General features: G+C 38.0%; 23 protein-coding genes. 1 reads left to right on the top strand and 22 read right to left on the bottom strand.

Features of this window, described 5'->3' with window-relative positions; all coding sequences use genetic code 11:
- Positions 1 to 66: 66 nt before the first annotated feature.
- The 16 genes from H0S70_RS06005 to H0S70_RS05930 form a co-directional block, all read right to left on the bottom strand.
- Positions 67 to 1560, bottom strand: coding sequence for a complex I subunit 4 family protein (locus H0S70_RS06005; RefSeq protein WP_188322051.1), 1494 nt, complete (start codon positions 1558 to 1560; stop codon positions 67 to 69).
- Between the two features lie 3 nt (positions 1561 to 1563).
- The gene (nuoL, locus tag H0S70_RS06000) at positions 1564 to 3459 is read right to left on the bottom strand and encodes an NADH-quinone oxidoreductase subunit L (protein WP_188322050.1); all 1896 of its coding nucleotides are present in this window, start codon (positions 3457 to 3459) and stop codon (positions 1564 to 1566) included.
- 7 nt (positions 3460 to 3466) lie between these two features.
- Positions 3467 to 3796 (bottom strand): NADH-quinone oxidoreductase subunit NuoK, encoded by a 330-nt coding sequence (nuoK, locus tag H0S70_RS05995; RefSeq protein WP_088264706.1) that lies wholly within the window; start codon positions 3794 to 3796, stop codon positions 3467 to 3469.
- Positions 3797 to 3800: 4 nt separating this feature from the next.
- Positions 3801 to 4295 carry an NADH-quinone oxidoreductase subunit J family protein gene (locus tag H0S70_RS05990; protein ID WP_123248102.1) on the bottom strand — a complete coding sequence of 165 codons (495 nt, stop codon included), beginning with the start codon at positions 4293 to 4295 and terminating at the stop codon, positions 3801 to 3803.
- The gene (locus H0S70_RS05985) at positions 4296 to 4844 is read right to left on the bottom strand and encodes a NuoI/complex I 23 kDa subunit family protein (RefSeq protein WP_188322049.1); all 549 of its coding nucleotides are present in this window, start codon (positions 4842 to 4844) and stop codon (positions 4296 to 4298) included.
- 60 nt (positions 4845 to 4904) lie between these two features.
- Entirely contained in the window at positions 4905 to 5966 is a 1062-nt protein-coding gene (gene nuoH, locus H0S70_RS05980) for an NADH-quinone oxidoreductase subunit NuoH (RefSeq protein WP_088264702.1), read from the bottom strand.
- Between the two features lie 61 nt (positions 5967 to 6027).
- On the bottom strand, positions 6028 to 7029 hold the full coding sequence (locus tag H0S70_RS05975; RefSeq protein WP_188322048.1) for a 2Fe-2S iron-sulfur cluster-binding protein: 1002 nt from the start codon (positions 7027 to 7029) through the stop codon (positions 6028 to 6030).
- Between the two features lie 26 nt (positions 7030 to 7055).
- Positions 7056 to 7913, bottom strand: coding sequence for a hypothetical protein (locus H0S70_RS05970; RefSeq protein ID WP_188322047.1), 858 nt, complete (start codon positions 7911 to 7913; stop codon positions 7056 to 7058).
- 1 nt (position 7914) lies between these two features.
- The gene (nuoF, locus tag H0S70_RS05965) at positions 7915 to 9270 is read right to left on the bottom strand and encodes an NADH-quinone oxidoreductase subunit NuoF (protein ID WP_188322046.1); all 1356 of its coding nucleotides are present in this window, start codon (positions 9268 to 9270) and stop codon (positions 7915 to 7917) included.
- 14 nt (positions 9271 to 9284) lie between these two features.
- Complete coding sequence (locus H0S70_RS05960) at positions 9285 to 9794, bottom strand: NADH-quinone oxidoreductase subunit NuoE family protein (RefSeq protein ID WP_031504395.1); 510 nt, start codon at positions 9792 to 9794, stop codon at positions 9285 to 9287.
- 135 nt (positions 9795 to 9929) lie between these two features.
- On the bottom strand, positions 9930 to 11153 hold the full coding sequence (locus H0S70_RS05955; protein ID WP_188322045.1) for an NADH-quinone oxidoreductase subunit D: 1224 nt from the start codon (positions 11151 to 11153) through the stop codon (positions 9930 to 9932).
- 66 nt (positions 11154 to 11219) lie between these two features.
- Positions 11220 to 11714, bottom strand: a complete 495-nt coding sequence (locus H0S70_RS05950; protein WP_123248096.1) for an NADH-quinone oxidoreductase subunit C — start codon at positions 11712 to 11714, stop codon at positions 11220 to 11222.
- Between the two features lie 6 nt (positions 11715 to 11720).
- The gene (locus tag H0S70_RS05945) at positions 11721 to 12278 is read right to left on the bottom strand and encodes an NADH-quinone oxidoreductase subunit B (RefSeq protein ID WP_088264696.1); all 558 of its coding nucleotides are present in this window, start codon (positions 12276 to 12278) and stop codon (positions 11721 to 11723) included.
- Between the two features lie 43 nt (positions 12279 to 12321).
- On the bottom strand, positions 12322 to 12693 hold the full coding sequence (locus tag H0S70_RS05940; protein ID WP_031501806.1) for an NADH-quinone oxidoreductase subunit A: 372 nt from the start codon (positions 12691 to 12693) through the stop codon (positions 12322 to 12324).
- Between the two features lie 118 nt (positions 12694 to 12811).
- Positions 12812 to 13000 carry a hypothetical protein gene (locus tag H0S70_RS05935; protein ID WP_088264695.1) on the bottom strand — a complete coding sequence of 63 codons (189 nt, stop codon included), beginning with the start codon at positions 12998 to 13000 and terminating at the stop codon, positions 12812 to 12814.
- 30 nt (positions 13001 to 13030) lie between these two features.
- Positions 13031 to 14158, bottom strand: coding sequence for a GNAT family N-acetyltransferase (locus H0S70_RS05930; RefSeq protein WP_031502398.1), 1128 nt, complete (start codon positions 14156 to 14158; stop codon positions 13031 to 13033).
- Positions 14159 to 14268: 110 nt separating this feature from the next.
- Here H0S70_RS05930 and H0S70_RS05925 point away from each other — a divergent pair, with 110 nt between their 5' ends.
- Positions 14269 to 14976, top strand: a complete 708-nt coding sequence (locus H0S70_RS05925) for a zinc metallopeptidase (RefSeq protein ID WP_188322044.1) — start codon at positions 14269 to 14271, stop codon at positions 14974 to 14976.
- A gap of 3 nt (positions 14977 to 14979) precedes the next feature.
- On the opposite strand, the gene H0S70_RS05920 is transcribed toward H0S70_RS05925, so the two are convergent.
- The 6 genes from H0S70_RS05920 to H0S70_RS05895 form a co-directional block, all read right to left on the bottom strand.
- Positions 14980 to 15582 carry an IMPACT family protein gene (locus H0S70_RS05920; RefSeq protein WP_188322043.1) on the bottom strand — a complete coding sequence of 201 codons (603 nt, stop codon included), beginning with the start codon at positions 15580 to 15582 and terminating at the stop codon, positions 14980 to 14982.
- A 3-nt stretch (positions 15583 to 15585) separates the two neighbouring features.
- The gene (gene ribD / locus H0S70_RS05915; protein ID WP_188322042.1) at positions 15586 to 16608 is read right to left on the bottom strand and encodes a bifunctional diaminohydroxyphosphoribosylaminopyrimidine deaminase/5-amino-6-(5-phosphoribosylamino)uracil reductase RibD; all 1023 of its coding nucleotides are present in this window, start codon (positions 16606 to 16608) and stop codon (positions 15586 to 15588) included.
- Between the two features lie 78 nt (positions 16609 to 16686).
- Positions 16687 to 17286 carry a hypothetical protein gene (locus H0S70_RS05910; protein ID WP_188322041.1) on the bottom strand — a complete coding sequence of 200 codons (600 nt, stop codon included), beginning with the start codon at positions 17284 to 17286 and terminating at the stop codon, positions 16687 to 16689.
- Positions 17287 to 17294: 8 nt separating this feature from the next.
- Entirely contained in the window at positions 17295 to 19253 is a 1959-nt protein-coding gene (locus tag H0S70_RS05905) for a DUF349 domain-containing protein (protein WP_188322040.1), read from the bottom strand.
- Between the two features lie 84 nt (positions 19254 to 19337).
- Complete coding sequence (locus H0S70_RS05900; RefSeq protein WP_188322039.1) at positions 19338 to 20066, bottom strand: shikimate dehydrogenase family protein; 729 nt, start codon at positions 20064 to 20066, stop codon at positions 19338 to 19340.
- 68 nt (positions 20067 to 20134) lie between these two features.
- Positions 20135 to 22177 (bottom strand): endonuclease, encoded by a 2043-nt coding sequence (locus H0S70_RS05895; protein WP_188322038.1) that lies wholly within the window; start codon positions 22175 to 22177, stop codon positions 20135 to 20137.
- Positions 22178 to 22219 lie beyond the last annotated feature (42 nt).

Here is a 22219-nt window from a genome sequence, read left to right as displayed (position 1 = left end):
AGAGTTCAGATTTCAGATTTTTGGTCTGCGATCTTTGTCTTTTATTTCTTAATTATTTTATTTTTTCTAATTCATCATTGAAGTAAAAATAAACTTCAGCGAACTGTTCACCATTTCAATTAGCGGCTGAGGGAAAACTCCTAGTAGAATTACAAAAACTGCTAAACTCGCCAATACTGAAAATTCCACTGTCGAAAGGTCTTTTGCTGAAGCCAAGATCGCTTCATCTCCTTCACCAAACATGGCTTTTCCGTAAAATCTAAGAAGATATACCGCCGAGAAAATTATCGTAAGTCCCGCAAATATCGCTGCAAGTCCACTATAATCGAATACCGATTTCAACAAAATGAATTCTCCAATGAAGCCATTTGTTAAAGGTAAACCAACTGAGCCCAACAAAATAAGCAAAAACAAAACAGCAAATTTCGGAGCTACTTTTGCTAAACCACCCATTTGTCGAATATCTCTGGATTTGAATCTTTTATAAAGAATATCAGCACAATAAAACAATCCTACCACGTTGATCCCGTGAGCGAAAGTTTGTACCATGGCGCCTTCTGCGCCTTCGATTACTAAAGTTCCTTTTACCGTTAAAATTGCTGATGCCATAATTCCGGCAACCATCAATCCAACGTGGGATAGGGAAGAATAAGCGATAATTCTTTTCGAGTCGTTCTGGATAATGGCAATTAAAGCTCCGTGTACAATTCCGATGATTGCAAGCACCAAAACGATTTGCCCTGAAATTCCAAGAATAGGTTCGGGAGTGATTGGTAGTAAATATCTTAAAAGTCCGTAAACCGCCATCTTCAGCATAATTCCCGAAAGAAGCATGGAACCTTGGGTTGGCGAATAGGTATAAGTATCTGGTTGCCAAGAATGGAAAGGGAAAACCGGTAATTTAACTGCAAATGCAAAGAAGATGAACCAGAAAATCACCGTTTGTTCCGATGGATTCAGGTTTGCGTTATACAAATCCGTAAGTGCAAATGATGCCGATTGGGTATAAACGTAAATCAATCCCATCAACATAAATAAAGATCCTACAAATGTATATACGAAGAACTTTGTCGTGAATGCGATTTTCTTGTTTTCTTGTCCCCAAATTCCCGCGATTAACCAGATTGGAATAAGGGTAACTTCCCAGAAAATGTAGAATAACAAACCATCCAAAGCAGTGAAAACTCCAACCAAACCGAATTGCATCAAGAGAATTAATCCGTAGAAAGTGTTTCTATATCCCGGTTTTTCGTTAAAGGATGATAGGATGATGAGTGGCGTTAAAATATTGGTTAATAATACCAGCAACATACTCATTCCATCAATCCCGAAATGCAAATTACTCTTGATAAATTGTGACCAAGGATAATTGATTTCATACTGAAGAACTCCGTCAACAGTTGGTTTGAAATCGAAATTCGATAGCATATAAAAGGTAAGGAACATTTGTACAAATGCAATTCCCAATGCTAAAAACTTACTTGCGGGATTTTTCCACGCGAACACCAATGCAGAACCTACGAGAGGTAATAGTAATAATGTTAATAATAGATACGACATTTACTATTGTAATAAAAAGTTAACAATTAAAATAATTCCGATCGCCAATGACATGATGAGCACATAATTCTCCACGTTTCCGTTTTGAAGTCTTTTTGCTGCTCTACCAGAATCTTCAGCGCCTGTTCCGATAAATTCTACGAATCTATTCAAAACCCCTTTGTCGAACATATTTCCTCCAATTCCCAAACCTTCCGTCATTTTCACGAAGGTTGCGTTATAAATTTCGTCCAAAAACAATTTCTTGTTCGAAAGCCTTTCCCAGCCGGTGTATTTCTCTTCCGGTAAAGCCATTTTTTTCTTGTTGACGTAGATATTTTTTACAATATACCACACTGTGAAGAACATTACAAGCGTTAATCCCAACAAGATCATTTCGGTTCCGAATTTTACTTCAGGCAATGATACATCATATACATAGATCGATTTCAGCCAATATGCTAATTTCGCATAATGACCATGACCAATGAAATGCGGAAGATTGATGAAACCTCCAAAAATTGATAATACAGCTAAGATGATCAATGGAATGGTCATCGTTTTTGGGCTTTCATGAAGATGATGTTTTTGCTCTTCACTTCCTCGGAATTCCCCGTGGAAGGTTAAGTAATACGCTCTGAACATATAAATCGCCGTCATTGTTGCCACAATAAATAACACAGCCCATAGAAGTGGGTTTTTCCCGTAAACATTGGTTAAAATTTCATCTTTGGAAATCATCCCTGAAAAGAATGGGAAACCAGAGATTGCCAATGTTCCGATAAGGAAAGTGAAATGCGTAATTGGAATTTTCTTTTTTAAACCACCCATTAGTCTCATGTCTTGCTCGCCGCTCATCGCGTGGATTACTGAACCTGAACCTAAGAACAACAATGCTTTGAAAAAAGCATGCGTCATCAAATGGAACATTGCAGTGGTGTAAGCTCCTACGCCAAGTGCAACAAACATAAATCCTAACTGCGAAACAGTAGAGTAAGCGAGAACTTTTTTGATATCATTTTGTCTTAAACCAATAAACGCGGCCACAAAAGCGGTCAATAACCCGATGAAAAGGATTACATCCATCGTAGTTGGTGCCAATGAATAAAGGAAATTGGATCTTACCACTAAATAAATTCCTGCTGTAACCATCGTTGCTGCGTGGATCAATGCGGAAACCGGCGTTGGACCTGCCATCGCATCCGGTAACCATGTAAATAAAGGTACCTGAGCTGATTTTCCCATTGCACCGATGAAAAGACTTATGGTGATAAAAATAATAACAGGAGAATCGAGTTGGAATTTAGAAGAATTTTGTGCTACAGAAAGGAAATCCACAGCGTTGGTTTGATAAGCGATCATGAAAATCCCGATCAACATACCCAAGTCTCCAATTCTGTTCATGATGAAAGCTTTTCTGGCCGCTGCTCCATATTCTTTGTTGGTGTACCAGAAACCAATCAATAAATAAGAACACAATCCTACGCCTTCCCAACCGATAAAAAGAATTAGATAATTGCTTCCCATTACTAACAAAAGCATAGAGAAGATAAATAAATTCAAATAGGTGAAGAATTTATAGAAACCTTTGTCGTGGCTCATATAGCCAATAGAGTAGAGGTGAATCAGCGATCCGATTCCGGTAATAATCATAATCATCATCAATGATAACTGATCGATTTGGAAACCGAAATTCACCTGAATTCCATTGACCCGGAACCATTCAAAAGCTCTTACGATAACCGGTTGCGAATCTGCATTAAAATTTAAAAATAAACTGACAGCGATACAAAAAGATGCAAAAACTACCAGTGTTGCGATACTTCCCACTACGATTTTTGGAAGACTTTTCCCGAAAAGTCCATTGAACAAAAATCCGAATAAGGGTAATAGAACAATTGCGTAAACTAAATTTTCCATCCTTTATTTATCCTCTTAATTTATTAAAAATACTGACGTCAACCGATTTGGTATTTCGGTACATCATTGCTATAATCGCTAATCCTACTGCAACTTCAGCAGCTGCAACCACCATGATGAAGAACACCAGGATTTGGCCACTTCCATCACCTTTATAGCTGGAAAATGCTGCGAGCATAAGATTTACAGAATTCAACATCAGCTCTACACATCCCAAAATAATGATCGCATTTTTTCGGATTAATACTCCCAAAACTCCCAAACAGAACAAAACTGTACTCAGAATAATGAAATATTCCAAAGGGACGGTCTGTACAAATGAATTTACTTCTCCCATAATACTATAAATCTTTTTTACCGATTAAAACTGCACCTACAATTCCCGCGAGAATAAGGATAGAAGCAAGTTCAAATGGCAATACATACTCGTTAAATAATAACCGGCCAAGGTTTTTGGTCAATCCGACTGATGAATCTACATTTCCTGCGAAACTGTTTCCTTTAAGACCTTTGAAAGCTCCAAGAAGTCCTATTAAAAGAATTCCGGCTGCGAAAACTCCAATGAATTTGCTTAGATTCTGCTTCTTACTTTCATCGTTTTTATTCAAGTTCAACATCATCAATACATAAAGGAATAATACCATGATGGCTCCTGCATATACAATAACCTGAACGATTCCTAGAAACTGAGCATTGAGCAAGATATACATCGCTGCGATGGAAAAGAAAGTTACGATGAGGGAAAGTACGGAGTACAACGGGTTTCTTGCAAATACAAAATATACAGCGCTTGCTACTGCCAAAAATGCGACCAAGAAAAATATAATCTGTTCCATTTATTTTACTGATTTTTTTTGTAACTCACTCTGTCTTTCAGAAACATCAATTCTTTCATTGATTTTTTCTACCAACTTATCTTTTCCGTACACGAAGCTTCCGCGGTTGGTTTCCACATCTACCAATCTATCGGTAAGGTAAATTGCAGATTTCGGGCATGCCTCTTCGCACATTCCACAGAAAATACATCTCAACATATTAATTTCATATATGGATGCATATTTTTCTTCTCTGTAAAGATCTTTTTCCTCCTTAGTTCTTTCCGCTGCGGTCATGGTGATCGCTTCTGCAGGACAAGCCACGGCGCAAAGTCCACATGCTGTACAACGTTCTCTACCTTCTTCATCACGTTTCAACACGTGCTGTCCGCGCCATACTTTTGCTCTTGGTTTTTGTACTTCCGGGTAAGAATATACTTTGCCTTTGCTACCAGCAAGCGCATGTTTCATGGTAATCGCCATTCCCTTGAAAATTTCCGGGAGGTATATTTTTTCCATAAAAGTCATCTCTTTATTCGAGACTACTTTAGATCTGTTGGTCAGTTTCATATTATTTTTTTTTAGCTATTGGCTTAAGCTTTTTAGCATGAAAACTTTACTTTATTTTAATTATTGGGCAAAAAACACAATTACAGCAGCGGTGATAATCAAGTTCACCAAAGCGAGCGGTATAAGGGTTTTCCAACCTAGATGCATCAGTTGATCATAACGGAATCTAGGGATCGTCCAACGAATCCACATGAAAATGATGATTCCTAAAATTACTTTCGAAAGCATGGCAACGATACTTAAAATACCAGCTACGTTTTCTCCCCAGTTTTCAGAAACCCAGTTGATTCCTGGATAATTGAATCCTCCGAAGAATAAAGTAGCGATCAATGCATTGGAAATAAACATATTTACATATTCCCCGAACATATATTGCCCAAAGTTCATGGAAGAATATTCGGTCATATATCCGTTCACCAATTCAGATTCACATTCCGGCAAATCAAATGGATGACGGTTGGTTTCTGCCAAAGCTGCTACGAAGAAAATAATGAATGCCAATGGTTGATAGAAGATATTCCAGTTCATTCCGTCTGCAGGAATAATGCCCCAGATTTTTCCAGTTCCTTGTGCTGAAGTGATATAATATAAGTCTAAACTTCCCGACATTAAAATAATTGATAACAAAGAAAGTCCCATTGCCAATTCATAAGAAATCATCTGCGAAGACGCACGAATGGCTCCAATTAAAGAATATTTGTTGTTCGAAGCCCATCCACCAATCATCATTCCGTAAACTCCGATAGATACCATTCCGATCAGATAAAGAACCCCAATATCAATATTAGCTATTTGAATATCAAATGAAGTTCCACCGATATTCAATGATTTCCCCCACGGAATGACCGCACCGGTAATCAGGGAAACAAACATCGTGATTCCAGGCCCGAGATAGAAAAGGAATTTATCGGCATTTTGTGGTACAAATCCTTCTTTGAAGAAGAGTTTTCCACCATCTGCCAAAGGTTGCAATATCCCGAAAGGTCCGGCTCTGTTCGGTCCGATTCTATCCTGCAATGCAGCAGCAATTTTTCTTTCTCCCCAAGTGGAGTAGGCGGCAACACCCATCGATAGGGCGAAAAGTGCAAGAACTAAAATGATTTTAAAGGTAAGTAAATCCATAGGTAATATCATTTGAAATTTAAATATGATCAATACATACTTAAATTAAATCGTTTTCAAATTAAATTATTTCGTCTTTTTCGCCAATTTCTTTTGCATCAGGATTGTTCAAAAGGCGGATCATATTTTTCGGCTTGTCATAGTGGTTAAGCGAGATCACGGAGTGTCTGTCGATATGTCTTGGTCCTTCGATGTTCCAATCTTTAAGATTTTTTTTCTCAAAACGGCATTCGTTACAGATCCATTCTTCCACTTCGTCATATTGGTCTTTTCTTGCTGTAACTCTGATGATCTCGTCACCTTTCATCCAAACTACGGCTTTTCCAGCACATTTGTCGCATTTGCAGGTAGCGTTCATCGGTTTTGTAAACCACACTCTGCTCGCGAAACGCGCAGTTCTATCGGTTAATGCACCAACCGGACAAACATCAATTACGTTTCCGATGAACTCATTATCCAAAGCTTTATTCAAATAAGTTGAAATCTCTGCATGCTCACCTCTGAAAAGGATTCCGTGCTCACGTTCTTCGGTTAATTGGTTCGCTGCAAGTACACATCTTGCACACAAAATGCAACGGTTCATGTTTAATTTTATGTACGGACCAATATCTTCGGGCTCGAAAGTTCTTCTTTCGAATTCGGTTCTGGTAGCTTCTACACCGTGTTCGTAAGCTAAATCTTGCAAATGACATTCTCCTGCTTGGTCGCAAACCGGGCAATCGAGTGGGTGATTAATCAGCAAAAATTCAGTAACTGCTTTTCTGGCTTCTTGGGTTTTTTCAGATGTCAGGTTTTTCACTTCCATACCGTCCATCACGCTGGTTCTGCAACTAGCAACGAGTTTGGGCATCGGTCGCGAATCTGCGTCTGAACCTTTAGAAACTTCTACGAGGCAGGTTCTGCATCTACCACCGCTGTTCTCCAACGGTTTGTAGTAACACATTGCGGGTGGTACAGATTTACCGCCGATTTGTCGGGCTGCTTCCAAAATGGAAGTTCCGGGCAAAACTTCTGTAGTCTGTCCGTCAATAGTGATTTTAAATTTTTTAATTTCTTCGCTCATTATATATGAATTCAAAAATGAATTAATTATTTTTTCGTGTTAAAGGTATATCCGATACCGAAATTCACTTGTGCAAACATAAAATCCTGCATTGCTTTATCAGGTTTATTGTTTAGCGTGGTTTTTATGTCGGGCATATTGATATAGCCCACTTTTCCTTCTACTCTTGCCATCCAATGTTTCCAAAAGATGAAGTTGATATTGGTTCTTGCATCAGCTCCGAAACCAGCAATGTGAAAACGGTCGCTTCTTTCGTTTCCGAATAATTTCACATTACTTTTGGGCATCATCATTCCAACTCCGCCACCGTAGCTCCATACGATATCTACATTTTTCTTGCTCGATAACGATTGGTATTTTTCCAAACCGATATTGATGTAGTTCAGTCCGTCGGTATGCTCAAAAGTGAGAAATTGCTCGTCGGCTAAATTTACCTGTCCGTTTTGTACCATTCCTGCATAAACCGGATCGGAGATATGGCCTTTGAAATCAGCCAACTGATCCTGATCCATCACATATTTCATGTGGTCTTGTGCAATAACCAAAGCTAAATTATCTTTAATAAAATAACCCAATCTGAAGTTAAACTGAGGAATCGATAAACTCCCCGGATTAACATAATCTAAACTCAAAGGCGATGGTCGATCGTGAGCTACTACATTTTCTAAAGTAAAATCATAACCCGCTCCTTTGAATCGGATATCAGAATTGGTAAATCCCGCTCTGTTCCAACCCCAAAAAACGAACATCTGGCCTTTTTTTGAAAGTGGTTTTACCCCAAAATCAATGGTATCAGAGATTTCCTGGGTTGAATGGGTTTCTTGGGCAAACCCCAAATTGATTCCCAAAAATAGGATTGCAATTGTTTTAAAGAACTTCTTCATCTTATTGTGCTTTCGCAGCTGCAGGGATTGGATCTGCATAATTGGCCAATCCATAATTTCTTGTTAATGCTTCGGGGTTATTGATATGCCATTCGAACTCGTCGCGGAAATGACGGATTGCTGCTGCAACCGGCCATGCTGCTGCATCACCAAGCGGACAAATGGTATTACCCTCAATTTTTCTTTGGATATCCCAAAGCAAATCGATATCTGCCATGGTTCCTTCTCCATTTTCAATTTTCTTTAGGATTCTGTACATCCAGCCGGTTCCTTCGCGGCATGGGGTACATTGTCCGCAACTTTCGTGCATGTAGAAATGCGCAAGAGTTAAGGTATGTTTCACCACACATTGGTCTTCATCTAAAACGATAAAACCTCCCGAACCCATCATCGTTCCTGTAGCGAATCCGCCATCAGATAATGATTCGTAATTCATATATCTCGGTTCACCGTTGATGGTTTTCAATAATAAATTGGCAGGAACAATCGGTACAGAGCTTCCTCCCGGAATACATGCTTTCAGTTTTTTCCCATTCGGAATTCCGCCGCAATATTCAGCAGAATAGATGAACTCTTCCACAGTGATTGTCATGTCAATTTCATAAACACCTGGTTTATTGATGTTTCCACAAGCAGAAATCAATTTTGTTCCTGTGGAGCGACCAACACCGATTTTTGCATATTCGGCACCGGTGATATTGATAATCGGTACTACAGCAGCGATGGTTTCAACATTGTTTACTACAGTTGGAGATTCCCAAAGTCCTTTTACAGCTGGAAAAGGTGGTTTCAAACGAGGATTTCCTCTTTTTCCTTCCAAAGATTCCAAAAGCGCGGTTTCTTCTCCGCAAATATATGCTCCAGCACCACGATGAACGTAAATTTCTAAATCGTAACCGGTTCCTAAAATATTTTTACCTAAAAATCCTGCTTTTTTGGCTTCTTCGATGGCTTGCTCTAAAATATCGGGAATCCAAGAATATTCGCCACGGATGTAGATATATGATGTATTGGCTCCTAAAGCAAATGACGAAATAATCATTCCTTCGATCAAAAGATGCGGAATGTATTCCATTAAATATCGGTCTTTGAAAGTTCCCGGCTCAGATTCGTCGGCATTCACTACCAAATATCTTGGCACGCCTTGGGGTTTTGCAAGGAAACTCCATTTCATTCCCGTTGGGAAACCAGCGCCTCCACGGCCTCTCAATCCGGAAGTTTTTACTTCTTCGGTGATTTCTTCAGGAGTCATTTTCAGGGCTTTTTCCGCAGCTTCGTACCCGCCTTGTTTGCGGTATACATCGAAGAAGCGGATTCCTTCTACATGTGCGTCTTTAAGTAAAAGTTTTTTACTCATCTTTATAATCGATATTAGTCTAAAGCGACTGCACCCTGTCTGCAAAGTTCCAGGATTTCATCTACTTTTTCTTTTGTTAAATTTTCGTGATAAAACTTGCCCAACTGCATCATCGGTGCGTATCCGCAAGCACCAAGACATTCCGCCGGTTTCAGGGTGAAAAGTCCGTCTGCTGTAGTTTCTCCGTTTTTGATGTTCAAAGTTTCGCGGATGTGGCTTAAGATATCGTCGCTTCCTTTCAACATACAAGGTCCCGTTTGGCATACTTCCAATACATATTTTCCTACGGGTTTCATATTGAACATCGTATAGAAAGTTGCAACTTCATACACTTCAATAGGTTTAATGCTTAGCAACGAAGCAACATAATCCATTACCGGAACATCCAGCCAACCGCCAAATTCTTTCTGTGCAACATGCAGGATTGGAATTAAGGCAGATTTCTGCTTTCCTTCCGGATATCTTGCGATAATTTTATGAACCTGCTCTAAGGTTTCAGGTTTAAAAGCAATAGTTTCGCTCATATTTAAAGATTTTAGATTTTAGATTTTAGATTTTAGATGAAAATCGTAGTTCTAAAAATCCTATCAATTTTGATATTAATTTACATTTAAAGACTTTAGATTATTTTAAAATTGATAATCTAAAGTCAACATTTTTTATGCGTCCAGCTCGCCCGCAATCACGTTCATGCTACACATGGTAACTATGGCATCGGAAATCATTGCCCCTTTGATCATCTCGGGATAAGCTTGATAATAGATGAAACAAGGTCTTCGGAAATGTAATCGATATGGGGTTCTGCCACCATCACTTACAAGATAAAATCCTAATTCTCCGTTTCCACCTTCTACAGCGTGGTACACTTCACCAACAGGAACATCAGTTTCTCCCATCACGATTTTGAAGTGATAGATCAATGCTTCCATCTTGGTGTAAACATCTGCTTTTTCTGGAAGGTAAAATTTCGGCACATCCGCATGGAAAGGACCATCTGGTAAATTTTTATAGGCTTGTTCGATGATTTTCAAAGATTCCCAAACCTCTTGCTGTCTTACCATAAATCGGTCATAAGTATCTCCTGAAGTTCCTACAGGAATAATAAAATCGAAATCGTTGTAAGAGGAATATGGGCTTGCTACTCGCACATCATAATCTACACCGGTTGCGCGAAGGTTAGGCCCAGTGAAGCCATAGCTCAATGCTCTTTCTGCAGAGATCGGGCCGGCTTTGATGGTTCGGTCCATGAAAATTCGATTTCTCTCGTTTAATGCACAGAATTCGCCCCAGATTTTTGGGAATGTCTTCAACCAATTTTGTAAAAGCTCATGGAATTTCGGGTTGAAATCTCTTTCGAAACCTCCGATTCTTCCCATATTTGTGGTCATTCTTGCCCCACAAATTTGCTCATACATTTCGTATATTTTTTCTCTTTCCTGGAAGAGATAGGTAAGTCCTGTAATTGCGCCGGCATCCATTGCCGTTACACCGTTACAAATCATGTGGTCGCCAATTCTAGCCAATTCCATCATGATGACCCTCATATAATCCACTCTTTTTGGCACTTCACAACCGATGAGTTTTTCAACCGTAAGATGCCACCCAATATTGTTAATTGGAGCAGAACAATAGTTCATTCTATCGGTAAGGGTAGTGATCTGTGCAAAATTTCTTCTTTCAGAAATCTTCTCGAAAGCACGGTGAATATAACCGATGGTTTGCTCGGAGTGCAGAATTCTTTCTCCGTCCATCGTAAGAATATTTTGGAAAATACCGTGAGTAGCCGGGTGTGTTGGTCCCAAATTCAGGGTATAGAGCTGCCCATCAATATGTTCTTTTGAATCGTGTTGGCTGAGTATATTGGATAGCGCGTTGTCTTTCATAATTGATTTTGGCTTTTGGCTTTTGGCGGAAATTGAGTAAAATCTGCAAAAAGCGGTTTGCATTTTTTATCGTCCGAACATTTTGTCATCTTTATCCGTTCTGGTACCATCTTCTAGGCGGTATTCCTTTAACATAGGATGATAGCCAATGTCTTCCATATTGAGGATCACCCGTAGATCCGGATGACCTTTAAATTTTACGCCATAGAATTCATAAGTTTCTCTTTCCATCCAGTTTGCACCAGCGTATAAATCGGTCAAAGAATCTACCTCGGCGTTTTCTTTTGGCATAAATGTTTTAAGACGAATCCTAAAGTTGGTCATCATATTGTGAAGATGATAGACTACTCCGATTTCTTTTGCCGAATTTTCAGGATGATGGATACCACAAATATCCGTGAGGAAATTAATTTCTAAAGAAGAATTTCTAAGGTGGTGAATTACTTTTTTGATATCCTCTTTTTTTATTTCAATCGTGAGAAAACCATAAGGTTCCGAATGGGAAATCACCGATTCTGGAAATTCTCTGGTAATTGCTTCTAAAACGAATTCGTTTGTCATTTCCAATTAGTTTATGTCGTAGGATTCGAGTAATTCTTTGTATTCTGGCATGTCTCTTCTTCGGATGCTTTCGCTTTCGCAAAGTGCTTGTACTTGCATTACTCCTTCGATGATTTGCTCAGGTCTTGGTGGGCAACCGGGTACATATACATCTACCGGAATTATTTTATCTATACCTTGCAAAACAGAGTAGGTATCGAAAATACCTCCACTAGAAGCGCATGCACCAACGGCAATTACCCATTTTGGTTCTGCCATTTGGGTGTAAACCTGCTTCAATACAGGACCTAGTTTTTTCGATATTGTACCACATACCATCAACATATCCGCTTGTCTTGGGGAGAAAGAGTTTCTCTCCATTCCGAATCGGGAAGCATCATAAGTAGGGTTCAGTACGGCCATGAATTCAATACCACAACAAGAAGTAGCAAATGGCAACGGCCAAAGAGAATATTTTCTGGCCATTCCGATCACGCTGCTGAGTTTGGTGGCAAAAAAGCCTTCGCCCTCAAAACCTTCCGGTGGTTCAGCATCCATTCTAATGATTGGTTTAGTATCTGACATTTTTTTTGTTTTCTTAAGATTAATTAAAGTAAATGAAACAAGATTACCTGTCCCAGTCTAAAGCACCGCGTTTCCATACATAAATGAAAGCGACGAAGAATACTGCAATGAAAGTAAGTACAGCAAAAAATCCTTCCATACCAAATTCACGGATATTTACCGCGTATGGATAGAAGAATACGATTTCGATATCGAAAAGTACAAATAGAATTGCAGTAAGAAAATATTTTACAGAAAAAGGGTTTCTAGCATTTCCTTCTACTTCCACACCACACTCAAAACTTTCGTTCTTCTTAACTGAAGAGACCTTTTGCCTAGGTCCTAAAAAGTGGGTGCCTAAAATACAAAGTACAACGAATCCAAAACCTACAGCTATCTGTATAAGAATCGGAAGATAGTTTTCTGGTATATTCATGTCTACATTATTTTCTCAATCTGCAAATTTAATGAATAAAGATTTAAAGAGGAAATTTAACCCCTGAAATTATGATGTAAAAAGAGATTTTCACTAATTTAGAATCAATAAAAATAACCTATTTTTTACCCGAATTCTTAAGACGTTTCAGTACAAGATAAGCTACATAACCAATGTATAAAAATAAAAAACTGGCAAAAAGGATGTTGATCAAGGTATTCAACCGCTCATCCGGAACCTGAAAAAACTGATTATATGCAATGAATGCTATAATCATCGCTAAATAAATATACAGTTGCTTCTTCATTTTTTATTTTATGATTTTTATGGTTTTCAACTAATCAATTTCCATGGAGTAGGTACGTCTGCGCTTATGATTTACCGGGTTGTAATCCTGCCATAAAACCTGCACACTTTTGTTTTCCTCTAACTCCGGGTTGGTTTCGGCAAATTTAATTCCCATTTTATTAAATCTTACAAAAATTTCCTTAAAAATAATAGCAGTAACGCCACGTCGCTGATATTCCGGATGAATGCCAATGAGATAAAAATTGGCTCGATCATTTTTTTTGCCCGCTTGCAAAAAATGCCACCAACCAAAAGGCCAAAGTTTTCCTTTAGACTTACGCAAAGCCTGCGAATAGGAAGGCATCGTAATGGCAAAAGAAACCAACTGATGATTCTCATCTTCCACACAAATCACATAATTTTTGTCGATGTAGGGAAAATATTTTTCTTTGTAGGTTTTAATCTGTTCATCGGTAATCGGCGTGTAGGTCGACAGGGAATTATATGTTTGATCCAGCAACTTAAACATGGGTTCTACCAAAGGCAGAATTTCTTTTTTATTCTTAAAATCGATTACTTTAAGCTTGTATTTTTGTGCAATTAAACTGCTGAATTTTTCAACTCGTTCCGGCAAAACTGTTGGGAAATTCATTTCAAATTCTACCCATTCTTTTTCTTTTACCAAGCCCAATTTTTCTAAATGTTTTGGGTAATAATCGAAATTATATAAGCCAATCATCGTTGCCAATTTGTCAAAACCCATGGTTAACATTCCGGCTTTGTCCAGATTGGTGAAACCCATCGGGCCTTCAATCTTGTTGATGTTTTTCTCTTTGGCAAATGAAATCGCAGTGTCAATCAGTGCTTTCGAAACTTCAAGATCATCAATAAAATCTAACCATCCAAAACGCACCTTGCTGATACCCAGTTCTTTTTCTTCTTTATGATTAATCATTATGGCTATTCGACCTACAATTTTTCCGTTTTTGTACGCAAGAAATTGTTTCGCCTCAGAATAACCTAAAGCCGGGTTTTCCGACGGATTCCAAATGTTTTTTTCTTCATTAATTAAGGATGGGACATAATTTTCATTATTTTTGTAAAGTTCCATTGGAAATTTAATGAAATTCATTAAATCCTTTGATGTTTTTACTTCAATTACTGAGATTTCAGACATGCTTTTTGATTTGAATAAACAAATATAATTGATTAAAATAAATTTCAAAACTTTGGCACATTTTTTACATCAGTAAAGCGATTTTAAAACCTATTAAAACATAAAATAAAATGACAGGCTATTATTTAATTATTGGGATTTCAATGCTCGTAAGTTGGTTGGTTTCTGCAAGGCTGAAATCTAAATTTGAACATTACTCGAAAGTGCACCTCCGAAATGGGATGTCCGGAAAAGAAGTGGCTGAAAAAATGTTGAGGGATAACGGAATTACCGATGTTCGAGTGATTTCTGTTCCTGGTCAGTTGACTGATCACTATAATCCTGCCAATAAAACCGTGAATTTATCCGAAGGAGTTTATATGCAAAGAAATGCAGCAGCAGCAGCGGTTGCGGCTCACGAATGTGGACACGCAGTGCAACATGCAGTTGGTTATTCCATGTTGCAATTGAGGTCCAAATTGGTTCCGATTGTGAATATCAGTTCTAATTTAATGCAGTTTGTACTCATTGCTGGTATTGGTTTGATGGCTGCGACAAGAACCATCGACAATCCGAACGGAAACACAACTGTTTTGGCAATTGGCGTGTTGATGTTTGCGGTAACCACTTTGTTTGCCTTCGTTACTTTGCCGGTGGAATACGACGCGAGCAACAGAGCGATGAAATGGTTGAAAGACACCGGAACCGTAACTCCAGAAGAATATGTTGGCGTTCAAGACGCTCTGAAATGGGCAGCCAGAACTTATTTGGTGGCAGCTCTAGGATCATTGGCGCAGTTGCTTTATTGGGCTTCGATGCTGATGGGAAGAAGGGATTAAGCTTTATAAATACTCAAAAGAAATATGTTGCATCTCGGACAATTGTTCCGAGATGTTTTCTTTTAATGAAGTTTTAATTCTGGCTTTAATGGTGCATTTTTTATCGGTCAAAAAGTCCATTATTTTTCCATCAAATTTATTCAGCAAAGTGAAAATTTGGTTTTGTTGATGAAATTCAAAATGTATTTCAAGATCGGATTCCAATTCTTTTGTAATGATTTCCGCTTCGTCCAAAGCCAATTTTGCGGATTCTTTATATGTTTTCACCAAACCGGAAACTCCCAATTTTGTTCCACCGTAATATCGAACTACAATCACCAACACGTTCGTGATTTCATGCGCCAACAATTGATTGTATATCGGTAAACCTGCACTTCCAGAAGGTTCTCCATCGTCATTAGCGCGATAATTTTCACCATTTATGCCATAGCGAAAAGCGTAGCAATGGTGTGTTGCTTTCGGATGTTCTTCGCGAATTTTATATAAGTATTTTTTGATGTCATTTTCATCATTTAATGGAAATGCAAAACTCAAAAACTTACTTCCTTTTTCTTTCAAAAGAACGTTTTCTATTGCAGATTTTATCGTGTTGAATGAGAATTCCAAGGATTAATAATTTTTGTAAAATTTCACATTATTATTTCTGAAAATTTCAGTTTTATAACTTTTTGCTGGGAAATTTGGCGCGTGCGTTCCGTTTTCCAACTCAAGATTTTTATTTCTAATGATGATGGCTTCGTCCCAAATACCGGCATCTATAAATTGTTGCAAAGTAAATCTTCCGCCTTCAACGAGAACCGATTGAATTTGTTGGTCGTAAAGGGTTTTCATTAAATTTTCAATGAAATTCTCTTTTTCTATTTTGATGAATTGAATGTGTCCTTCCACCGAATTTTTGATGGAATTTAAAACCAAAGTTGGCGCTTCTTCATTAAAAACATTAAAATTTTCAGGTATTTTTAAATCGAAATCAATCAAAATTCTAACGGGATTTCTTCCGACAACTTCTCTCGTCGTTAAGCTTGGATTGTCATGTAAAGCGGTATTAGTTCCCACCAAAATAGTATGTTCTTCACTTCTTAATTGATGAACAAATTGTTTTGTCAGAGGATTTCCAATTTGAAAAGGCTTAAAATCTTTGTCCATAAAACCGTCTCCGGATTGCGCCCATTTTAATACAATAAAAGGTCTTTTTTTCTGATGAAAAGTGAAAAATCTTTTGTTAAGTTCTTTGCATTCTTCATCCAAAATTCCTGAAACTACTTCTATTTCTGCGTCTTCAATTAATTTTTTTCCTTTTCCATTTACTTTTTCATGAGAATCCAAAGTTCCGATCACTACTTTTTTAAATCCAATTTCAATAATTTTATTGGCGCACGGTGGAGTTTTTCCGAAATGAGAACAAGGTTCCAAACTAACATAAATTGTAGAATCCTTCAATAATTCCGGGTTTTTCACGGAATTAATCGCATTGATTTCTGCGTGATTTTGACCGGCTTTTTCATGGAATCCTTCACCAATTATTTCACCGTTGTGCACAATCACACTTCCTACCAAAGGATTTGGATAGGTTTTTCCTCTAGCTTTTTGGGCAAGTTCGATACAGCGTTTGATGTAAATTTGGTCGGTCATTTTGGATGAAATAAAATTTGTTTTAATGAAAAACACCCAACTTTTGCCGGGTGTTTCGTAGTTGTTTTTTTGTAAAAATTAATTTCCGGTAGAAGCTTTGGTTACTTTTACTTCAGGAATTTTGTACTCAATCATTGTGCTCATCAAGTGGTTGCGTTGTTTTGACAAAGATTTCGCGGCAGATTTCAAATCCCCATAGATTCGTTTTGCATAAGAAATCATTAAAAAAGTTTTCTGACCTCCAATTTCAGATTGCTTGAACCGGTAAATGTTGTATTCCACATACGAATCGCCATTTGTAGGGCTTTCCGAGATGAAATAATCAACAATGTATTCCCCACCATCCGGACTTTCGGTTACATTGACGTGGGAAAATTTATCTTTTTCTCGGCGATTTTGCACCATTTCCACTTTTTGCCGAACCGCAAGTTCCATATCGATTTCTTTATTGAAAAAAGAAAAATCGATCAATTGGTTGAAATTTTCAAGGCGTTCATCTTTCGGGATGTATTGTTCCTGGAACAGTGTTTTCGAGCGTTGTTTCGATTCATTCAGGAAAAATTCAGTTCCGTCAAATTCAATAGGATTGGCTATCGACAAAATACTCTGGGCATATTCTTGAGCTTTCACGAAACTCAAACTTCCAATCAACAACATTAAAAATAACTTCTTAATCATAGTTCGATTTAATGATTTTCTCCGGACAATATTTTGTGCAAACTCAGTTTCATCGCTTCTAATTGAGCTTTTTTCTCGTCTATTTTTTCGAAAGTATCTTTCAATAAAGGATTTTCGCGATTCGAATTGCTGAAGAAACTCAAGTTATTTTCCATCTTCACGATTTCAGCTTCCAAATCCGCAATTTGGTTTTTGATTTTTCTGGCTTTGTCGGTCAGTTGATTTTCAGAAAGTCCTTCTTCTTTCAAATCAAATTCGAAGATTTTGTTGAGTTTCAGTTTTTCTCTAAGCGTTTTGTTGAATTCTGTATTGATGCCGATTTTCTCACGAGGAACCTTTCCGATATTATTCCAACTGGTTTTGATTGCTTCAATTTTTTCAATACTTCCTTCCTGATCGGTAATTTCTTTCAGTTGATCGAGAAGTTGTTTTTTGTTCTTGAAATTTTCTTTCCAGTTGTCGCTTACGGCGTTGTTTTTCTCACGATAATTGTTGAAAAATGTATTGCACGCTTCACGGAATTCGTCCCAAACTTTGTTGGTCATGCTTCTCGGAACGTGTCCGATTTTTTTCCAGTCCTCTTGCAGTTTTTTGAAAAGTGGAACGGTAATTTCCCAATCTTCAGAAAGGCTATTGTCCTTGGCTGTTTGGATCAGTTTCAGCTTTTCTTCGAGGTTGGTTTGTTGGTTATTTTTTAGGCCTTTATAAAATTCGTTTTTCTTGGTGTTGAAATTTCTAAGGTTTACCTTAAAATCATTCCAGTTTTGGTTGGATTCTTTCCTTGGAACGCTTCCTAATTTCAGGAATTCGGTTCTTAAATCCTCGATTTTTTTGATGGCATTTTGCCAATAATTGTGGTTGGCTTCTTTTTCGGGAAGACTAAGTTTTTTTATTTCCTCAATAATTTTATTTTTCTTCTCGAGGTTGGATTGTTGTTCCTGATCAATTTGTGCGGAAAGTTCAGATTTTCTTTCATGAATTTTATTCGATAATTCCTTGAATTCTTCCCAAGTTTTCTCTCTGAATTCTTCGGCAACCGGCTCTGCTTCTTCTTTCCAAAGTTTGTGCAAGTATTGAAGCTCGTTCAGTGCTTTTTGTACTGCAGGTTCTTTTTCCAGTTCTTTAGCTCTTTCGATGATGTGCAATCTTTTCTCTAAATTATGAGCATATTCCTGCTCCATGTACTCTTTGTTCATGTCCAGCATTTGATAAAACTGATTCAAATGATGGAAATAATTATTGTTAAGCAATTTGAATTCTGACTTTGCAACTTGACCGGCATTTTTCCAAGCCTCTTTGATCTCGCGAATTGCTTTGAAAAGATTGGTTCCGGCTTCGGTATGGGTATAAAGATTCTTGAGTTGTTCAATGATATTTTGCCTTTCTTCCAGATTTTTTGAATGATTTTCTTCCTGTAATTTGGCGTATTCATCATTCTTTTCACGGAAAATATGGATTAAACTTGATAGTTTTGCCTGCATTGGATGATGAAAACTGAAATTTTCTTCAGGATTTCCGGCGGAAACAAATTCGTTCTTCTGATCTTCCGTTTCATCATGAATAAAATGGTTCGCTTGCTCTTTCAATTGGTTGAAATTTCTGAAATAAGCACCCGCATTTTCTTTATTGATGACGGTTTCCATTTCTTGCAAAACTTCCGGTAAAGTCAAATGAGCCACATTTTCCAATTCATCTTCTTGATGCAAATCGTGCGGTTCACCATCGTCTGCTTTTTCAGGATCGATTTCAGAAAGCACTTTTTCCTGAGGGATTTCTGCCGATTTTTGGGTGTCTACATCTGCTTGATGTTCAGGAGTTTCCTGCAAGACTTCGGCCGATGTTTCCGGTTTTTCTTCAGCAATTTCTACCGGTTTTTCAGCTGGAGTTTCTGTGTTTTTTTCTGTGAAAACCTCTTCGGTGACAGGTTTTTTCTCATTGTGGTCAGAGATTGAATCTTCTGTAATCATAGCAAACGTTTTATTAGTATTAAAAAGGGCAAAATTTCTTAATCATCAATTTATTGGTAACTAAAGCACTAAATTAACTTATTTTTATCGAAAGTTCCAAATTTCCCAGTTTTTTTCTGCCTGTTGCTCAAGCATGTAGAACCCATTGGCGGTTTTTGCGCCTTTTTCTGCCGCTTTTTTGATGAAACTGGTGTAGTTGGGATTGTAAATCAGATCAATAATTAAATGATTTTCCGTGATTCCTTCGAAAGGAAATTTCAAACAATCATCTACATTCGGGAAAGTTCCCACCGGCGTACATTGGATAATCAAAGGATGTTTTGCAACGATTTCGGAACTGAGGTTTTCGTAATTCAAATCGTTGGTTCTGGAAACGGTTATGTAAGGAATCTGGTGTTGTTCTAAAACATATTGAACGGCTTTTGCGGCGCCGCCATTTCCCAAAATAATCGCGGAATCATGTGATGGTTTTCGGTGAAGCAACAATGTTTTTTCGAAGCCATAAACATCGGTATTAAAACCTTTTTTGATGCCATTTTTAAATAAAATACAATTTACGGCACCTGTTTTTTGAGCTTCATCACTCAGTTCATCGAGATAAGGAAGGATTTTTTCTTTGAAAGGAATCGTCACGTTCAATCCTAATAGATCAGGAGTTTCGAGAAGGTTTTCAATTCCGGAAAGGTCTTGCAAATCGTAAACGTCGTAAGCATAATTTTTCAGCATCAAGCGCTGAAATTTGTCTTCAAAATATTTTTTAGAAAAGGAGTACGAAATGTTTTTCCCGATGATTCCTAATTTTTTCTGTTCCATTCTTCAAAATTAAAAAAAAGACTGGTAAAAAAACCAGTCTTTGAATGAATTATAATTGAAATCTACGATTATTCCACAATAAATTTTGCGCTGTTGTTCGCAGCTTTCAGAATATAAACACCTTTCGGTAAATTCTTCAACGTAATTTTGCTCGAAATTTTGAATGGCTGATTGATCGACTGAACTATTTTCCCGGTGAAATCAAAGATTTGTGCGGTTTCAATGGTAAATAAATTTTTACCGGAAACATTTAATTCACCATTTTTTACCGGATTCGGATAGATGGAAATAGCATTTTTGTTGATTCCGTTTTCGTTTACAGCTGCCAAAGTGTAGCAAGTCCATTTCATATCATCAATTGCAACTCTGTTGGAAGTGCTGCTGTTTTGAAGGGTGATTTCTACCGTTCCCGCTACGTTGATTCCGGTTACGGTAGTGGTAGTTGCGGTGGAGCTATAAGGAATGGTTTTTCCGGTATCTTGACCATTGACCAATACTTTTAAAGTCCCTGCAGATCCGCTGAATTTCAATTGGGTAGTCACGGTTAAATCACCAATTCCGTTTGGTACAGACAATGCGGTAAGGAATCCGTTTCGGATGGTAATTGCTTTTCCGTTGATGGTTTGATCGGTTCTGGAATCTTCTGAAGTCCAAGAAACTCCGTTGCTGGTCCAGTTATAAGTAGAGTAGGTGGAAGAACTTGTAGGAATACTGTCGAAGTTTTCATCTCCACAATTTGCTCCAACTGCAGTGGTGGTAGCGGTTACAGAATTACTTTGTGGCGATACATTATTTCCGCCATCTTTCGCCACTACATAAATAGTATAGGTTGTCAAAGGATTTAAGTTCGCAATATTCGTTGAAGTCGCTGATGTAGATCCCATCAAATCTCCATTTACATAAATATCATAAGCAGTCACACCGATATTGTCGGTTGAAGCAGTCCATTGTACCGAGATGTTGTTGGTTCCTACGGAAGTTACTGCTAAATTAGTAGGAGCTGTAGGCGCTTGCGTATCAATTAAAGTGGTGCCTGAAGCAGTGTTACTTTGAGTGGATAGATTTCCTGCAGCATCAGCAGCAATCACATAGAAATTATAAGTTGTTCCTTGGTTCAGTCCGGAAACGGTTGCGGAATTGGAACTTGCGTTGCTATGAAAATTTCCGTTTGAGTAAATTTTGTAATGCGCTACTGCGATATTGTCAGTAGAAGCAGTCCAAGCTAAGTTAGCAGAGTTGGTTGAAGTAGAAACAACTTGCAAATTTGTTGGTGTAGTTGGAGCTTGGGTATCTACAACCTGTGTTCCCCAAATTTGCTGAACCCATTCCGGATGATCGATGAAAGGGTTTCTGTTTTTTTGGAAAGTATAAGCTGCATTGTTTCTTTCAATTTCAGATGGAGAAACTGGATCCTGAGCAGACCAAGTCATCAGAATATCTCTTTCCCAAGTTTGAAGTCCCGGATAGGCAGAACCTCCTAACATTCCTCCGGAAGAAAATCCAGAAAGTTGCGTTTCATATCTTGTTACAAAATAGAAAATCATTCTCGCGATATCGCCTTTGAATTCATCAATCGGTTCACAAACAGTACCTGAATATCCTGCGGCGGTGTTTGGACCAACTTTAGTTCCGTTTTTTGAAGTAAATGAAGGGTTTGAAACTGTTCCGAAAGGATAGTTGCTTCTCATTCCGTTTACTTTTCCGTCGGTTGGACGAATATGGTGAATGTCGGAAACCATCGGTGCATTCTTGCTGAACAAACTTTGTGGAACCACGTGTTCTCTGTTGTAGCAATCGCCTTCTACACTATAATTTCCGCATTTTTTAATACCATGACGATAAGTATATGGATCGGTTCCAGTTGGATTTTCGGAGTACATATCTAAAACCGAACCGTCGTTTTCGTAGTAATGATCGGTATCTGTACTCGGGTATGCGGTGTAAAGACCTTCATATCCGAGATCTTGATGACCTGCTGTAATGATGCTTTTGAGTTTTGTCTTCAAGGCTGCTCCGGTTAAACCTTCTGTACCATTATAATAAGTGGCAGGAGCCTGTGCCAATGCTATCGAAAACATCAAGACAAGCAAAAGAGTAGTGAATTTTTTCATTAAATTATAAATAAAATTGGAGGGCAAAGTTAGGAAAAAAAC

This window comes from Chryseobacterium manosquense (genome assembly GCF_014623485.1).
Classification (GTDB): Bacteria; Bacteroidota; Bacteroidia; order Flavobacteriales; family Weeksellaceae; genus Kaistella; species Kaistella haifensis.
This window is presented reverse-complemented; position numbering and strand designations above follow the sequence as displayed.

Excerpts from the sequence above, each read along its gene's own strand:
- H0S70_RS05950 (WP_123248096.1), bottom strand. The coding sequence starts at position 11,714 with ATGACAAACGAATTCGTTTTAGAAGCAATTACCAGAGAATTTCCAGAA.
- H0S70_RS05970 (WP_188322047.1), bottom strand. The coding sequence starts at position 7,913 with ATGAAGAAGTTCTTTAAAACAATTGCAATCCTATTTTTGGGAATCAAT.
- H0S70_RS05905 (WP_188322040.1), bottom strand. The coding sequence starts at position 19,253 with ATGATTACAGAAGATTCAATCTCTGACCACAATGAGAAAAAACCTGTC.
- H0S70_RS06005 (WP_188322051.1), bottom strand. The coding sequence starts at position 1,560 with ATGTCGTATCTATTATTAACATTATTACTATTACCTCTCGTAGGTTCT.
- ribD (WP_188322042.1), bottom strand. The coding sequence starts at position 16,608 with ATGACCGACCAAATTTACATCAAACGCTGTATCGAACTTGCCCAAAAA.
- H0S70_RS05960 (WP_031504395.1), bottom strand. The coding sequence starts at position 9,794 with ATGAGCGAAACTATTGCTTTTAAACCTGAAACCTTAGAGCAGGTTCAT.
- H0S70_RS05985 (WP_188322049.1), bottom strand. The coding sequence starts at position 4,844 with ATGAAACTGACCAACAGATCTAAAGTAGTCTCGAATAAAGAGATGACT.
- H0S70_RS05910 (WP_188322041.1), bottom strand. The coding sequence starts at position 17,286 with ATGATTAAGAAGTTATTTTTAATGTTGTTGATTGGAAGTTTGAGTTTC.
- nuoF (WP_188322046.1), bottom strand. The coding sequence starts at position 9,270 with ATGAGTAAAAAACTTTTACTTAAAGACGCACATGTAGAAGGAATCCGC.
- H0S70_RS05940 (WP_031501806.1), bottom strand. The coding sequence starts at position 12,693 with ATGAATATACCAGAAAACTATCTTCCGATTCTTATACAGATAGCTGTA.
- H0S70_RS05900 (WP_188322039.1), bottom strand. The coding sequence starts at position 20,066 with ATGGAACAGAAAAAATTAGGAATCATCGGGAAAAACATTTCGTACTCC.
- H0S70_RS05955 (WP_188322045.1), bottom strand. The coding sequence starts at position 11,153 with ATGAAAGACAACGCGCTATCCAATATACTCAGCCAACACGATTCAAAA.
- nuoH (WP_088264702.1), bottom strand. The coding sequence starts at position 5,966 with ATGGATTTACTTACCTTTAAAATCATTTTAGTTCTTGCACTTTTCGCC.
- H0S70_RS05925 (WP_188322044.1), top strand. The coding sequence starts at position 14,269 with ATGACAGGCTATTATTTAATTATTGGGATTTCAATGCTCGTAAGTTGG.
- H0S70_RS05990 (WP_123248102.1), bottom strand. The coding sequence starts at position 4,295 with ATGGAACAGATTATATTTTTCTTGGTCGCATTTTTGGCAGTAGCAAGC.
- nuoL (WP_188322050.1), bottom strand. The coding sequence starts at position 3,459 with ATGGAAAATTTAGTTTACGCAATTGTTCTATTACCCTTATTCGGATTT.
- H0S70_RS05935 (WP_088264695.1), bottom strand. The coding sequence starts at position 13,000 with ATGAAGAAGCAACTGTATATTTATTTAGCGATGATTATAGCATTCATT.
- H0S70_RS05930 (WP_031502398.1), bottom strand. The coding sequence starts at position 14,158 with ATGTCTGAAATCTCAGTAATTGAAGTAAAAACATCAAAGGATTTAATG.
- H0S70_RS05945 (WP_088264696.1), bottom strand. The coding sequence starts at position 12,278 with ATGTCAGATACTAAACCAATCATTAGAATGGATGCTGAACCACCGGAA.
- H0S70_RS05895 (WP_188322038.1), bottom strand. The coding sequence starts at position 22,177 with ATGAAAAAATTCACTACTCTTTTGCTTGTCTTGATGTTTTCGATAGCA.
- H0S70_RS05975 (WP_188322048.1), bottom strand. The coding sequence starts at position 7,029 with ATGAGCGAAGAAATTAAAAAATTTAAAATCACTATTGACGGACAGACT.
- nuoK (WP_088264706.1), bottom strand. The coding sequence starts at position 3,796 with ATGGGAGAAGTAAATTCATTTGTACAGACCGTCCCTTTGGAATATTTC.